This window comes from Pseudorhodoferax sp. Leaf265 (genome assembly GCF_001422365.1).
GTDB lineage: Bacteria > Pseudomonadota > Gammaproteobacteria > Burkholderiales > Burkholderiaceae_C > Pseudorhodoferax.
Genome location: NZ_LMMT01000007.1, coordinates 109,813 through 124,638, shown reverse-complemented (window position 1 = coordinate 124,638; position 14,826 = coordinate 109,813). Strand labels below are relative to the sequence as shown.

Genomic DNA, 14,826 nt, shown 5'->3' with positions numbered 1-14,826 from the left:
CCGTTCGGTATTTACCCCTACGCCCTGCCGCGCAGATGGTCACTGAGGCCTGGTGTTGAGCGCGTTGGGCGTGGCGTCGAGCAGCAGCTTGGACGGCCAGGGCGACCAAGTCGCGCCCAATGCGCCGGCGTTCGGATCGCCTGTGCGCATGAAGGCGCCCAGGCTGGCCATCATGGCGTTGGACAGTGCGAGACGGCCTGTGCGGTTGGCGTTGCCGCCGACCACCTGGCCGACCACCGAGGGGCCGAAGTTGCCGAACAGGAAGGCCAGGTCGAAGGCGTGGGCCGCGCCGTAGACCTCGTTCCAGGGATAGGCCTCCTGCGCCCAGTCGAAGCGGTACTGCCAGAGCCTGGGCTGCTGGGTGGTCAGCGTGGCCAGCAGGTTCTGGCTGTTGGCCTCGAACAGGGCCTGGGTGATGAGGCGGGTGCGTGCGTCGTAGCCCGTCGTGGGTGTGGCCACAGGCAGATAGGCGGCGTTGACGATGTCGGCCGTGGTGAGCGTGGTGGCGGCATCGGGATTGAAGCGCGCCATCATGAGAAAGCGCGTGGCGTCGTCGACGATGTAGCCGGCGGGCAGCCCGAACAGCGGCAGCAGGCCGCCGAACAGCTTGCCCTCGTCGCGCGTGTTGCCGATCAGCGTGGGCACGTTGACATGCTGGCCGGCCGCGATGGCGGCGATCGGATCAAGGGGAACGACCGTGCCGTCGGGGATCGGGTTGCCGGTGTTCAGGCCCTTGGCCAGCGCGGTGTTCAGCACGGTGTGGCCGTCCTTGGCGCGCAGGTAGTCGGCGATCTGCGCGGCCGTGCGCGTGGCCACGTAGGCCTTGGCCGCGGCCAGGTCGGCGGCCGTGCCGTCGGCCACGAGCAGGTTCAGCAGCACGGCTTCGCCATGGGCCTGCCAGGTCGCCAGCGGGTTCAACGCGGGCGAGGCGCCGGCCGGCAGGTTGCTGGCCAGCGAGATGCCGCCGCTCAGCGCCACGATCTTGTGGAACAAGCCCTTGGCCATGGGCGAGGTCATGACGGCCAGCACGTTGTTGGCGCCGGCCGATTCGCCCGAGACCGTGATGTTGTCGGCATCGCCGCCGAAAGCCGCGGCGTTGGCACGCAGCCAGCGCAGGGCCGCCATGTTGTCGAGCAGCGCGAAGTTGCCCGAGTCGTCGCCGGCGCTGCCGCCGACCTTCAGTTGCGCCAGGTTCAGGAAGCCCAGCACACCGAGCCGGTAGTTGGCCGTGACCACCACGGCGTTGGCGGCCTTCGCCAGCGCGGCACCGTCGTACAGCGGGTCGGCCGTGTAGCCCGAGATGTTGCTGCCGCCGTGGATGAACAGCAGCACGGGCAGCTTGCTGTCGTCCGTGGCCGGGCGCCAGATGTTGAGCGTCAGGCAGTCCTCGCTGCCCACGGGCTGGCCCATGGTGGTGGCGATGGTCTCGTCGAAGCGGTTGTTGGCGCCGGGACCGAACATGCGGCCGATCTGCAGGCAGGCGGGCCCGAAGCTGTCGGCCACGCGCACGCCGGTCCAGGCTTCGGGGGCGACCGGCGCACGCCAGCGCAGTGCACCCACGGGCGGCTGGGCGTAACGCACGCCCTTCCAGGCCCAGGTGCCGTTGCGTGCGCTGTCGTCGATGCCCTGCAGCTTGCCGGCCGCGGTGCTGCGCACGGTGGGGGCGTCGTCGTCGGAGCCACCGCAGCCCGCCAGCGCCGCGCAGGCCGCAAGAACCAGCACCGCCGCGGTGCGCTGCGCACACGAGGATGCCGCCGAAAAAGCTGTACGCATGCTTGTCTCCTTGTCCCGTGCTTCGGGGTTATTCGGAATGCGCGGGCAGCGGACCCTCGTCCATACTGCGCCGCTTCGGGCCGTTGCCAAGAGAAAGTCTAGGAGGGGTCCGCACGAACACCGCTATCGCAAGCGCGCCAAACCGATGACTTCAGGAACCACTCTCCCCTACCTGCCTGTGCGCACGAGTTCGGCCGCCTGGCTCACGGGCGTGCTGACCATGTTCGAGGCGGAAGGGCTGGACGTGCCCGCCTTGCTGCGCGACGCAGGTTTCGACGCCGCCACGCTGCACCGGCACAACGCGCGCATCCCGGTGGACCAGATCACACGGCTGTGGCAGCTGGCCGTGGCGCGCTCCGGCAAGCCCACGCTGGGCCTGCAGCGCCACCTGGCCTCCACCCACAGCAACACCGGCACCGTGGGCCATGTGATGAGCTGCAGCCCCGACCTGGGCCGCGCGTTGGCCCACCTGGCCCGCTACATGGCCGTGATCTCGGACGCGACGGGCTTCTCGCTGCAGCTGGAGGCACGCGGCATCTGGCTGACCACGGTGCATACGGGTGGCACGCTGCCGATCCCGCGCCAGCGCGTGGAGTACGCCATGCTGGCCACGCTGATGCTGTGCCAGTGGCTCACGCGCAAGGAATTCGACCCGCTGCTGGTGGAACTGGCCGATGCCGCGCCCGCCGACGACGGGCCGCAGCGCGCGGCCTTCGGCTGTGCGCTGCGCTTCGGCGCGCCGGCCAACCGCATGCTGATCGCGCGCAGCGACCTGGACCGCCCGATCCCGACCTATGACGCCGAGCTGGCCGGCATGCTGGAGGCGCTGCTGGACAAGCAACTCGCCCAGCTGGGCCAGACCAGCACGGCGAGCCGTGTGCGCAGCGAGATCGCGCGCCTGCTGAACCAGGGCGAGCCGCGCCGGGAGGTGGTGGCCAAAGGCCTGGGCCTGGCCGAGCGCACGCTGCAGCGCCGGCTGCAGCAGGAACAGGTGTCCTACCAGGCCCTGCTCGACAGCACGCGGCACGAACTGGCCCAGCAGTACCTGGCCGAGCAGCGCCACAGCCTGGCGGATGTGTCCGACCTGCTGGGCTATGGGGACAGCAGCAACTTCCACCGCGCCTGCAAGCGCTGGTTCGGCGTGCCACCGGCCCAGTACCGCGCCCAGATCGGCTGCTGAGGCGCCGCGGTAGCCCTTGCCGGCCGGGGTTTACCCGCCTGCCCGACAATCGGGGCATGCGCTCTTCCACCGAGGCCGTCCTGGCCGACCCCACGCCCGTCGCCTGGCGCGCAGGCTTCGCCGACCTGGGGCCGGCCTTTCTCACGCGCCTGCAGCCCACGCCGCTGCCCGCCCCTTACTGGGTCGGCCGCAGTGCCGAGGTCGCCGCGCTGCTGGGCCTGGACGCCGGGTGGTTCGCGTCCGATGCCGCGCTGCAGGCCTTCACGGGCAACCAGCTGCTGCCTTGCAGCGCGCCCTATGCCACGGTCTACAGCGGACACCAGTTCGGCGTCTGGGCTGGCCAGCTGGGCGATGGCCGCGCCATCGGGCTCGGCGAAACTGCCGCTGGCCAGGAATTGCAGCTGAAAGGCGCCGGACGCACGCCCTACTCGCGCATGGGCGATGGCCGCGCCGTGCTGCGCTCGTCGATCCGCGAATTCCTGTGCAGCGAAGCCATGGCGGGACTGGGCATCGCCACCACGCGCGCGCTGTGCGTGACGGGCTCGGACGCGCCGGTGCGCCGCGAGGCGCTGGAGACCGCCGCAGTCGTCGCGCGCGTGGCGCCCAGCTTCGTCCGCTTCGGCCACTTTGAGCATTTCGCGGCCAGCGGCGACCACGCTTCGCTGCGCGCGCTGGCCGACCATGTGATCAACCGCCACTACCCCGCGTGCCGCGAGCAGGCCGTGGACTTCGCCGGCAATGCGTACGCGGCACTGCTGCGCGCCGTGACGCAGCGCACGGCCGCCATGCTCGCGCAATGGCAGGCCGTGGGCTTTTGCCATGGCGTCATGAACACAGACAACATGAGCATCCTGGGCCTGACCATCGACTACGGGCCGTTCCAGTTCCTCGATGCCTTCGACCCCGGTCACATCTGCAACCACAGCGATACGCAGGGCCGCTACGCCTTCAACCGCCAGCCCAACGTCGCCTACTGGAACCTGTTCTGCCTGGGCCAGGCGCTGTTGCCGCTGATCGAAGACCAGGACCTGGCGCTGGCCGCGTTGGAGACCTACAAGGCAGACTTTCCAGCGGCGCTGGAGACGGCCATGCGCGCCAAGCTGGGCCTGGCGCAGCCGCTGGACGACGACCGCGCGCTGATCGAGGCCACGCTGCAGCTGCTGGCCGCGCAGCGTGTGGACCACACCATCTTCTGGCGCCGGCTGTCCGATGCCGTGGTGTCCGGCATGCTGCTCACGCCCGTGCGCGACCTGTTCCTGGACGGCGCGGCCTTCGACGGCTGGGCCGCGCTCTACCAGCGCCGCATGGCCGGCACCGATCTCGCGCAGGCCGGCGCGCGCATGCGCAGCGCCAACCCGAAGTTCGTGCTGCGCAACCACCTGGCCGAGCAGGCCATCCGCCGTGCGCAGGCCAAGGACTTCTCCGAGGTCGAACGCTTGTACCGCCTGCTGCAGACCCCCTTTGACGAGCACCCCGGCTGCGAGGCCGATGCCGACTTCCCGCCCGACTGGGCCTCCTCCATCGAGATCAGCTGTTCCTCATGACCCGCCCCATCGAGAAAACCGACGCCGAATGGCGTGCACTGCTGGCCGAGAAAGGCGCCGAACCGGCCGCCTACCAGGTCACCCGCCATGCGGCCACCGAGCGGCCCTACACCGGCAAGTACGAACAGCACTGGGCCGATGGCAGCTACCACTGCGTCTGCTGCGGCGCCAAGCTGTTCGACTCCGGCACCAAGTTCGACGCCGGCTGCGGCTGGCCCAGCTTCTCGCAGGAAGCCGTGCCCGGCGCCATCGAGGAGATCGTCGACCGCAGCCACGGCATGGTGCGCACCGAGACGGTCTGCGCCAGCTGCGGCGCCCACCTGGGCCATGTGTTCCCGGACGGCCCCGCGCCGACCGGCCTGCGCTACTGCATGAACTCGGCCTCGCTGCAGTTCGAGGACAAGTGAGCCCATGAAGATCCTGCTCGATTTCCTGCCGATCCTGCTGTTCTTCGGCGCCTACAAGCTCTATGGCATCTACGTCGGCACGGCCGTGCTGATGGTCGCCACTCTGGTCCAGATGGGCGTGACCTATGCGCTGGAGCGCAAGCTGCAGACCATGCAGAAGGCCACGCTGGCGCTGGTGCTGGTGTTCGGCACCTTGACCCTGGTGCTGCAGGACGAACGCTTCATCAAGTGGAAGCCCACGGTGCTGTACGCCGCCATGGCGTTCGCGCTGGCCGTCACGGTCTGGGTGTTCAAGAAGAACTTTCTGAAGCTCGTGCTGGGCAGCCAGTTGGAACTGCCCGACGCCGTCTGGATGCGGTTGAACTGGCTGTGGGTGGCCTACTGCCTGTTCATGGCGGTCGTGAACGGCTACGTGGCCTACTACTTCAGCACCGACGCCTGGGTCGATTTCAAGCTCTGGGGCTACGTGTTCCCGCTGGCCTTCATCGTCGGCCAGGGCCTGTACGTCTCGCGCTATCTCAGGTCCGACGGCGATGTGGTCGAGATCGAGTCCAAGGAGCGCCGCTGATGGTGGCGACGGCCGAGGACATGGCGCAGGTCCTGCGTGCGGCGCTGGCGCCCACGCAGCTCGAAGTGCTGGACGAAAGTGCCGCGCACGCCGGCCATGCGGGCGCCGGCCCGCAACCCTATGGCACGCATTTCCGCGTGCGCATCGCCTCTCCACAGTTCGCCGGACTGTCGCGCGTGGCGCAGCATCGCCTTGTGTATGATCCGCTGCGCCAAATGATCACCCAGGGCGTGCACGCCATAGCCATCGAAGTTCTCCCTCCCGTGCACCCGGCCGCGACGCCGTCGTCGCTCCAGGCCCCGCCCTCCCAAAGTTCTTGAGGAAACACATGAAGAAGTCTCTGTATTCCGCAGTCGCGGCAGCGCTCGTGCTGGGTGCTGCCAGCATGCCCACGTTCGCGCAGAACGTGGCGGTGGTGAACGGCAAGGCCGTTCCCAAGGCACGTGTGGATGCGCTGGCCGAGCAGATGGCCCGCGCCGGCCGCCCGGTCACGCCGGACCAGGAAAGCCAGCTGCGCGAGGAAGTCATCATGCGCGAAGTGTTCATGCAGGAAGCGCAGAAGCGCGGCCTGGACGCCACGCCCGACTTCCAGGCCCAGATGGACTTCGCCCGCCAGTCGCTGCTGGTGCGCGAACTGCTGGTGGACTACCAGAAGACCCATCCCGTGACCGACGCCGAGATCCAGGCCGAGTACGACAAGGTCAAGGCCGCCAATTCCAGCGAAGGCAAGGAATACAAGGCCCAGCACATCCTGGTCGAGAAGGAAGCCGACGCCAAGGCCATCATCGCCAGCCTGAAGAAGGGCGGCAAGTTCGAGGACATCGCCAAGAAGCAGTCCAAGGACCCTGGATCCGGCGCCAACGGCGGCGACCTGGGTTGGGCCAACCCCGCTGGCTACGTGAAGGAGTTCGGCGATGCGCTGGTCAAGCTCAAGAAGGGCCAGACCACCGAGGTGCCCGTCAAGACCCAGTTCGGCTACCATATCATCCGCCTGAACGACGAGCGCCAGCAGGAGTTCCCGCCGCTGGAACAGGTCAAGCCGCAGATCGCCCAGCAGCTGCAGCAGCAGAAGATGCAGCAGTACCAGCAGGAACTGCGCGCCAAGGCCAAGGTCGAGTAAGCGTCCTGCCCCGGCAACGCAAAAGGCTTCCCTCGGGAAGCCTTTTTGCTCTGCGGGGTGCCCCCGCTAACCTTGTGCGGCGACGCGCTCGGCCTTGCTGTGCAGCTTGTTCAGCGCCGCCAGGTAGGCCTTGGCCGAGGCCACGACGATGTCGGGATCGGCGCCCACGCCGTTGACCACGCGGCCGCTGTTCTGCAGCCGCACCGTGACCTCCCCCTGGCTCTCGGTCGAGCCGCTGATGGCGTTGACCGAATACAGCACCATCTCGGCGCCGCTCTTCACATGCGACTCGATGGCCTTGAGCGAGGCGTCGACCGGGCCATTGCCGTCGGAGGCACCGCGCACCTCCTGGCCCTGGGCCGTGAACACCACCTCGGCCTGCGGCCGCTCGCCGGTCTCGCTGTGCTGCCTGAGCGAGACGAAGGCGTACTGCTCCTGCTCGTGCGCCACGCTCTCTTCGCTGACCAGGGCCAGGATGTCCTCGTCGAAGATGTCGCTCTTGCGGTCGGCCAGGTCCTTGAAGCGCGCGAACGCGGCGTTGATCTCGGCCTCGCTCTCCATCTGCACGCCCAGGTCCTGCAGGCGCTGCTTGAAGGCGTTGCGGCCCGACAGCTTGCCCAGCACGATCTTGTTGGCGCTCCAGCCCACGTCTTCGGCGCGCATGATCTCGTAGGTGTCGCGGGCCTTGAGCACACCATCCTGGTGGATGCCCGAGGCGTGGGCGAAGGCGTTGGCGCCGACCACGGCCTTGTTGGGCTGCACCACGAAGCCCGTGGTCTGGCTGACCATGCGGCTGGCGGGCACGATGTGCTCGGTGGCGATGTTCACATCCAGGCCGAAGTAGTCGCGCCGCGTCTTGACGGCCATCACGATCTCTTCGAGCGAGCAGTTGCCGGCGCGCTCGCCCAGGCCGTTGATGGTGCACTCGACCTGGCGCGCGCCGCCGATCTTCACGCCGGCCAGCGAGTTGGCCACCGCCATGCCCAGGTCATTGTGGCAGTGCACGGACCAGACCGCCTTGTCGCTGTTCGGGATGCGCTGGCGCAGGTTCAGGATGAAGTTGCCGTAGAGCTCGGGGATCGCGTAGCCCACGGTGTCGGGCACATTGATCGTGGTCGCGCCTTCCTTGATGACCTCCTCGATCACGCGGCACAGGAAGTCGGGATCGCTGCGGTAGCCATCCTCGGGGCTGAACTCGATGTCGCCGACCAGGTTGCGCGCGAAGCGCACGGATTGGCGGGCCTGCTCGAACACTTCGTCCGGCGACATGCGCAGCTTCTTCTCCATGTGCAGCGGCGAGGTCGCGATGAACACATGGATGCGCGCACGCGCTGCGTCCTTGAGCGCCTCGGCCGAGCGCGCGATGTCACGGTCGTTGGCGCGCGAGAGCGAGCAGATCGTCGACTCGCGCACCGCACGCGCGATGGCCTGCACGCACTCGAAGTCGCCGTTGGAGCTGGCCGCGAAACCAGCCTCGATCACGTCGACCTTGAGCCGTTCGAGCTGGCGTGCAATGCGCAGCTTCTCGTCGCGCGTCATTGAGGCGCCCGGCGATTGCTCGCCGTCGCGCAAGGTGGTGTCGAAAATGATCAGTTGGTCGCTCATCGTGGTCTCCTTGTCGTGCAGGCGCGGCGCTCAGCGCGCCGTTGCGGCTTCGGCCTCCGCGGCCACATTGTCGTCTGCACGCGTGCCGCGCTGCAGGCCAGACACGATGGCCTTGAGCGAGGCCGACACGATGTTCGCGTCGATGCCCACGCCGAACAGCGTACGGCCGTCGTCCACGCGCAGTTCGAGGTAGGCGACGGCCTTGGCGTTGGCGCCGGCACCGATGGCGTGCTCGTGGTAGTCCATCACGCGCACACCGCGGCCCGTGGCCTGCTGCAGGCCGTCGACGAACGCGTCGATGGGACCCGTGCCACGGCCCTGGATCTGCACCGGTTGCCCGGCGAAGACCAGGTCGGCCGAGAGCTCGACCTCGGTCGTGCCACCGGCGCCGCGCTGCTCGCTCAGGCGGTGCTGGGGCGCGGCCACGTCGTGCAGACCGTATTCCTTCTCGAACAGCGTCCAGAGGTCGTGCGCGGTCAGTTCCTTGCCCTCGGCGTCCATGACGCCCTGTACCACCTGGCTGAACTCGATCTGCAGGCGGCGCGGCAATTCCAGGCCGAACTCGCTTTCGAGCAGGTAGGAGATGCCGCCCTTGCCCGACTGGCTGTTCACGCGGATCACGGCCTCGTAGGTGCGGCCGAGGTCCTTGGGGTCGATCGGCAGGTAGGGCACGTTCCAGATGTCGCCCTCCTTGCGCGCGGAGAACACCTTCTTGATTGCGTCCTGGTGCGAGCCGGAGAACGAGGTGTAGACCAGGTCGCCGACGTACGGGTGGCGCGGGTGCACGGGCAGCTGGTTGCAGTGTTCGACGACGCGGCGGATCTCGTCGATCTCGGAGAAGTCCAGGCCCGGCGAGACGCCCTGCGTGTAGAGGTTCAGCGCGACGTTGACCACATCGAGGTTGCCGGTGCGCTCGCCGTTGCCGAACAGGCAGCCTTCGAGGCGGTCGGCTCCGGCCATCACCGCGAACTCGGCGGCCGCCGTGCCCGTGCCGCGGTCGTTGTGCGGGTGAACCGACAGCACGATGGCATCGCGGCGCGCGAGGTTGCGGTGCATCCACTCGATCATGTCCGCGAAGATGTTGGGCGTGGAGTGCTCCACCGTGGACGGCAGGTTGATGATGCACTTGCGCTCGGGCGTGGGCTGCCAGACCTCGGTCACGGCATCGACGACGCGCTTGGAGAAGGCCAGTTCGGTGCCGGAGAACATCTCGGGCGAGTACTGGAAGGTCCATTGCGTGCCGGGCTGGCGTGCGGCCAGATCCTGGAACATGCGGGCCTGCGCGGTGGCGAGCGCCACGATGCCGTCTTCGTCCATGCCCAGCACCACGCGGCGCATGATGGGCGCGCAGGCGTTGTAGAGGTGGACGATGGCGCGCTTGGCGCCGCGCAACGATTCGAAGGTGCGCTCGATGAGGTGCTCGCGCGCCTGGGTCAGCACCTGGATCGTGACGTCCTCGGGGATCAGGTCTTCCTCGATGAGCTTGCGCACGAAGTCGAATTCGGTCTGCGAGGCCGAGGGGAAGCCGACCTCGATCTCCTTGAAGCCGATCTTGACCAGCGCCTGGAACATCTGCAGCTTGCGCGCACCGTCCATGGGCTCGATCAGCGCCTGGTTGCCGTCGCGCAGGTCGGTGGACAGCCAGATCGGCGCCTGGGTGATGACAGCGTCGGGCCAGGTGCGGTCCGTCAGACGCACCGGTTGAAAGGCGGCGTACTTGCTGGCGGGGTTCTTCAACATCATGCGGATCCTCGAGAGTGGTCAAACAACACCAGCAAACCCAAAAAGAAAAACGGCCCGTTGCTGGTGCAAACGGGCCGTTTCGACAAAAGTTGCGCGCGCGCTACCGTCTCCGCCCGTAGGGGTCGATTAGTAGGGCTAGCGCGAAATTCTGCATGGCGCGGACTCTAGCACAGATGCGCTGCACGCTTGGCAAACAACTGTCTCATTTGTGCAGGCCGCGCTCGTCGGGTTCGTCGGTCGAGGTGCTGATCACGCTGGTCTGGTGGCCCTTGGCCTTGCGCCAGGCGTAGACGGCATAGCCACTGAACCCGTAGACCACGAACAGGCCGAACATCACGATGGGCGGATGGATGTTGACGATGGCAATGCCCAGCGCGATCAGCACGATCACGACGAAGGGCACGCTCTTCTTCATCTGCACGTCCTTGAAGCTGTAGAACGGCACGTTGGTCACCATGGTCAGGCCCGCATACAGGGCCAGCGCGAACATGAACCAGGTGACGTCGGCGCGCGCCACCTCGAGCTCGGTCATGAGCCAGATGAAGCCCGTGACCAGGGCCGCAGCAGCCGGTGACGGCAGGCCCTGGAACCAGCGCTTGTCGACCACGCCGGTGTTGACGTTGAAGCGTGCCAGCCGCAGCGCGGCACAGGCGCAGTAGACGAAGGCCGCGATCCAACCCCAGCGGCCGGCTTCGCGCAAAGTCCATTCGTAGGCGATCAGCGCCGGTGCAGCGCCGAAGGACACCATGTCGGACAGCGAATCCATCTGCTCGCCGAAGGCGCTCTGGGTGTTCGTCATGCGGGCCACGCGGCCGTCCAGGCTGTCCAGCACCATGGCGCAGAACACACCGACCGAGGCCAGGTCGAAGCGGTTGTTCATGGCCATCACGACGGCGTAGAAGCCGCCGAACAAGGCGGCCAGCGTGAACAGATTCGGCAGGATGTAGATGCCCTTGCGCCGCTTGCGCGGCGTGGCCTCGTCCTGGACGATCAGTGCGGATTCGTTGCCATCATGCATGCGGCGAGTGTAGTGGAGCGTTACCAATGAAAATGTCCCCCCACGCTCCCCGCTGCGCGTGGTCGCTGCCCCCAAGGGGGCGCCTTTCGTCCAGGGGCGGCCCGGCAACGAAAAAGGCCACCGGAGTGGCCTTGCGATTCGCGTGGAATGGCGCTCAGTTGCGGGTCTGGTCGACCAGCTTGTTCTTCTTGATCCAGGGCATCATGGCGCGCAGCTGCTCGCCCACCACTTCGATCTGGTGCTCGGCGTTCAGGCGGCGGCGGCTGATCAGCGCGGGTTGGCCGGCAGCCGCTTCGAGCACGAAGCTCTTGGCGTATTCGCCGGTCTGGATGTCCTTCAGCACCTGCTTCATGACCTTCTTGGTTTCGTCGGTCACGATGCGCGGGCCCGTCACGTACTCGCCGTACTCGGCGTTGTTCGAGATCGAGTAGTTCATGTTGGCGATGCCGCCTTCGTAGATCAGGTCCACGATGAGCTTGAGCTCGTGCAGGCACTCGAAGTAGGCCATCTCGGGCGCGTAGCCGGCTTCCACCAGCGTCTCGAAGCCGGCCTTGATCAGCTCGACGGTGCCGCCGCACAGAACGGCTTGCTCGCCGAACAGGTCGGTCTCGGTTTCTTCGCGGAAGTTGGTCTCGATGATGCCGGCGCGGCCACCGCCGTTGGCCATGGCGTAGGACAGGGCCAAGTCACGCGCCTTGCCCGACTTGTCCTGGTGCACGGCCACGAGGTGGGGCACGCCGCCGCCTTGGGTGTAGGTGCCGCGCACGGTGTGGCCGGGGGCCTTGGGCGCGACCATCCAGACGTCCAGGTCGGCGCGCGGCTGCACGAAGCCGTAGTGCACGTTGAAACCGTGCGCGAACACCAGGGACGCGCCCTGCTTGATGTGGGGCGCCACATCGTTCTTGTAGACCTGGGCGATCTGCTCGTCGGGCAGCAGGATCATGACGACGTCGGCGGCCTTCACGGCTTCGGCGACTTCGGCGACCTGCAGGCCGGCCTTCTCGACCTTGCTCCAGGAAGCGCCGCCCTTGCGCAGGCCAACCAGCACCTTGACGCCGCTGTCGTTCAGGTTCTGCGCGTGCGCATGGCCTTGGCTGCCGTAGCCGATGATGGTGACGGTCTTGCCCTTGATCAGGGAGAGGTCACAGTCCTTGTCGTAGAAAACCTTCATTGTCTTGCTCCAAATGGTTCAGGCGAATTGCCGACGGCAGCCTCGCAAATCGTCGATCCGCCGCGCCGAGCCTGCCAGCACGCGCGCGCGGATGCTTGGTACTCAGACGCGCAGGATGCGCTCGCCGCGACCGATGCCGCTGGACCCCGTACGCACGGTTTCCAGGATCGCGCTGCGCTCGATGGCTTCGAGGAAGGCGTCGTTCTTGCCTTGGTCGCCCGTGAGCTCGATGGTGTAGCTCTTCTCGGTCACGTCGATGATGCGGCCGCGGAAGATGTCGGCCATGCGCTTCATCTCCTCACGCTCCTTGCCCACCGCGCGCACCTTGACCATCATGAGCTCGCGCTCGGTGTAGGCGCCTTCGGTCAGGTCGACCACCTTGACGACTTCGATGAGCCGGTTCAGATGCTTGGTGATCTGCTCGATCACGTCGTCCGAGCCAGTGGTCTGGATCGTCATGCGCGAGAGGCTGGGGTCCTCGGTCGGCGCGACGGTCAGCGATTCGATGTTGTAGCCGCGGGCCGAGAACAGGCCGACGACGCGGGAAAGTGCGCCGGCTTCGTTCTCCAGCAGCACTGCGATGATGTGTTTCATGGATGCAGATTCCTCTTTTCGCCGCCCTCCCCCGCGCACGGTAATGCGCGGGCTCGGCGGGCAATAGATTCGTCGTTGAAGGAGCCTGGCCCAGACGGGTCAGGCGGTGCGCGCTTTACAGATCCTCGGAGCCCAGCAGCATCTCGGTGATGCCCTTGCCGGCCTGGACCATGGGAAACACGTTCTCCGTGGGGTCGGTCCGGAAGTCCATGAACACCGTGCGGTCCTTGAGCTTGCGCGCCTCGCGCAGTGCCGGCTCCACATCCTGCGGGCGCTCGATCAGCATGCCCACGTGGCCATAGGCCTCGGCCAGCTTCACGAAATTGGGCAGCGCGTCCATGTAGCTGCTGCTGTAGCGGCTGGAGTACTCGATCTCCTGCCACTGGCGCACCATGCCCAGGTAGCGGTTGTTGAGCGAGAGGATCTTGATCGGCGTGTTGTACTGCAGGCAGGTCGAAAGTTCCTGGATGCACATCTGCACCGAGCCTTCCCCCGTCACACAGAACACCTCGGCCTCGGGCTTGGCGAGCTTGATGCCCATGGCGTAGGGGATGCCTACGCCCATGGTGCCCAGGCCACCGGAATTGATCCAGCGGCGCGGCTCGTCGAAGCGGTAGTACTGCGCGGCCCACATCTGGTGCTGGCCGACGTCGGAGGTGACGTAGGTTTCGACGTCCTTCGTCATGTTCCACAGCGTCTCGATGACGTACTGCGGCTTGATCACGTCGCCGGCGCCACGGCTGTACTTGAGGCAGTCGCGCTTACGCCAGACCTCGATCTGCTCCCACCAGCCGGCCAAGGCGCCGCTGTCGGGCTTGATGTCGGACTCGCGGATCATCGCGATGAGCTCGGTCAGCACGTCCTTGACATCGCCCACGATGGGGATGTCCACGCGCACGCGCTTGGAGATGCTCGACGGATCGATGTCGATGTGGATGATCTTGCGTTCGTTCTGCGCGAAGTGCTTGGGATTGCCGATCACGCGGTCGTCGAAGCGCGCGCCGACGGCCAGCAGCACGTCGCAGTTCTGCATCGCGTTGTTGGCTTCCAGCGTGCCATGCATTCCCAGCATGCCCAGGAACTTGCGGTCCGACGCCGGGTAGGCACCCAGGCCCATCAGCGTGTTGGTGACCGGGTAGCCCAGCATGTCGACCAGTGTGCGCAGCTCGTTGGTGGCATTGCTCAGCAGCACGCCGCCACCGGTGTAGATGTAGGGGCGCTTGGCCGTCAGCAGCAACTGCAGGGCCTTGCGGATCTGGCCGCCGTGGCCCTTGCGCACCGGGTTGTACGAGCGCATCTCCACGGTCTCTGGGTAGCCGCTGTACAACGCCTTCTTGAACGAGACGTCCTTGGGGATGTCGACCACCACGGGGCCGGGCCGGCCGGTGCGCGCGATGTGGAAGGCCTTCTTGACCGTCATGGCCAGGTCGCGCACGTCCTTGACCAGGAAGTTGTGCTTGACGATGGGGCGCGTGATGCCGACGGTGTCGCATTCCTGGAAGGCATCGAGGCCGATCGCCGGCGTCGGCACCTGGCCGGTGATGATCACCATCGGGATGCTGTCCATGTAGGCCGTGGCGATGCCGGTGATGGCGTTCGTCACGCCAGGACCGGAGGTCACCAATGCCACGCCTACGTCGCCCGTGGCACGCGCATAGCCGTCGGCGGCGTGCACTGCGGCCTGCTCGTGGCGCACCAGCACATGCTGGATCGTGTCCTGCTTGTAGAACGCGTCGTAGATGTAGAGCACCGCGCCACCAGGGTAGCCCCAGATGTGCTTGACGTTCTCGGCCTGCAGGGATTTCACGAGAATCTCGGCGCCCATCAATTCCTGGGGGCCGGATTGCGCGAGGGGGGAGGAGGCGGCAGCTGCCGACTTGATTTCGGCTTTGGAGATTTCCATGATCAACCTTTGCGAATTTCTCTGACGAAATACCTTGGGTGCTCCTTCGCCCTCTCTTGTGAAGAGACGTTGGAACTTAAGGCCAGGACCATGGGCGAGATGCTTGCAACGCCGGATCGTGGCCCGTTTGCTTTTTTGACGAGCGCCGGGATTATCAACGATTTTTTGCGCCTTCCTGCATCGATGCCATAATCTTTGGC

General features: G+C 66.7%; 13 protein-coding genes. 6 read left to right on the top strand and 7 right to left on the bottom strand.

Going from position 1 to position 14,826, the window contains the following annotated elements; genetic code table 11:
* Positions 1-39: 39 nt before the first annotated feature.
* Positions 40-1,773, bottom strand: a complete 1,734-nt coding sequence (locus tag ASF45_RS09035) for a carboxylesterase/lipase family protein (RefSeq protein ID WP_056660250.1) — start codon at positions 1,771-1,773, stop codon at positions 40-42.
* Positions 1,774-1,918: 145 nt separating this feature from the next.
* On the opposite strand from ASF45_RS09035, the gene ASF45_RS09030 reads away from it, so the two are divergent.
* The 6 genes from ASF45_RS09030 to ASF45_RS09005 are packed head-to-tail and all read left to right on the top strand — an operon-like array spanning position 1,919 to position 6,592.
* A complete protein-coding gene (locus tag ASF45_RS09030) occupies positions 1,919-2,953 on the top strand; it encodes an AraC family transcriptional regulator (protein ID WP_056660247.1) in 1,035 nt (344 codons plus the stop codon).
* Positions 2,954-3,009: 56 nt separating this feature from the next.
* Positions 3,010-4,497, top strand: a complete 1,488-nt coding sequence (locus ASF45_RS09025; protein ID WP_056660244.1) for a YdiU family protein — start codon at positions 3,010-3,012, stop codon at positions 4,495-4,497.
* Positions 4,494-4,904, top strand: a complete 411-nt coding sequence (gene msrB / locus ASF45_RS09020; protein ID WP_056660241.1) for a peptide-methionine (R)-S-oxide reductase MsrB — start codon at positions 4,494-4,496, stop codon at positions 4,902-4,904. The genes ASF45_RS09025 and msrB overlap by 4 nt, the downstream gene beginning before the upstream one ends.
* Before the next feature lie 4 nt (positions 4,905-4,908).
* Positions 4,909-5,472 carry a septation protein A gene (locus ASF45_RS09015; protein WP_056660238.1) on the top strand — a complete coding sequence of 188 codons (564 nt, stop codon included), beginning with the start codon at positions 4,909-4,911 and terminating at the stop codon, positions 5,470-5,472.
* Complete coding sequence (locus tag ASF45_RS09010) at positions 5,472-5,792, top strand: BolA family transcriptional regulator (protein ID WP_056660235.1); 321 nt, start codon at positions 5,472-5,474, stop codon at positions 5,790-5,792. The genes ASF45_RS09015 and ASF45_RS09010 overlap by 1 nt, the downstream gene beginning before the upstream one ends.
* 8 nt (positions 5,793-5,800) lie before the next feature.
* On the top strand, positions 5,801-6,592 hold the full coding sequence (locus tag ASF45_RS09005; RefSeq protein ID WP_056660231.1) for a peptidylprolyl isomerase: 792 nt from the start codon (positions 5,801-5,803) through the stop codon (positions 6,590-6,592).
* 66 nt (positions 6,593-6,658) lie between these two features.
* Here ASF45_RS09005 and ASF45_RS09000 read toward each other — a convergent pair whose 3' ends face one another.
* The 6 genes from ASF45_RS09000 to ASF45_RS08975 form a co-directional block, all read right to left on the bottom strand.
* Positions 6,659-8,197: a 2-isopropylmalate synthase gene (locus tag ASF45_RS09000; protein WP_056660228.1), complete on the bottom strand. Its 1,539-nt coding sequence runs from the start codon at positions 8,195-8,197 to the stop codon at positions 6,659-6,661.
* A 30-nt stretch (positions 8,198-8,227) separates the two neighbouring features.
* Positions 8,228-9,937: a 2-isopropylmalate synthase gene (gene leuA, locus ASF45_RS08995; RefSeq protein WP_056660382.1), complete on the bottom strand. Its 1,710-nt coding sequence runs from the start codon at positions 9,935-9,937 to the stop codon at positions 8,228-8,230.
* 205 nt (positions 9,938-10,142) lie between these two features.
* Positions 10,143-10,958, bottom strand: coding sequence for a CDP-diacylglycerol--serine O-phosphatidyltransferase (gene pssA, locus ASF45_RS08990; RefSeq protein WP_056660225.1), 816 nt, complete (start codon positions 10,956-10,958; stop codon positions 10,143-10,145).
* A gap of 154 nt (positions 10,959-11,112) precedes the next feature.
* Complete coding sequence (gene ilvC / locus ASF45_RS08985; RefSeq protein ID WP_056660222.1) at positions 11,113-12,129, bottom strand: ketol-acid reductoisomerase; 1,017 nt, start codon at positions 12,127-12,129, stop codon at positions 11,113-11,115.
* Positions 12,130-12,231: 102 nt separating this feature from the next.
* Positions 12,232-12,723: an acetolactate synthase small subunit gene (ilvN, locus tag ASF45_RS08980; RefSeq protein ID WP_056660219.1), complete on the bottom strand. Its 492-nt coding sequence runs from the start codon at positions 12,721-12,723 to the stop codon at positions 12,232-12,234.
* Positions 12,724-12,838: 115 nt separating this feature from the next.
* The gene (locus tag ASF45_RS08975) at positions 12,839-14,626 is read right to left on the bottom strand and encodes an acetolactate synthase 3 catalytic subunit (protein WP_056660379.1); all 1,788 of its coding nucleotides are present in this window, start codon (positions 14,624-14,626) and stop codon (positions 12,839-12,841) included.
* Positions 14,627-14,826 lie beyond the last annotated feature (200 nt).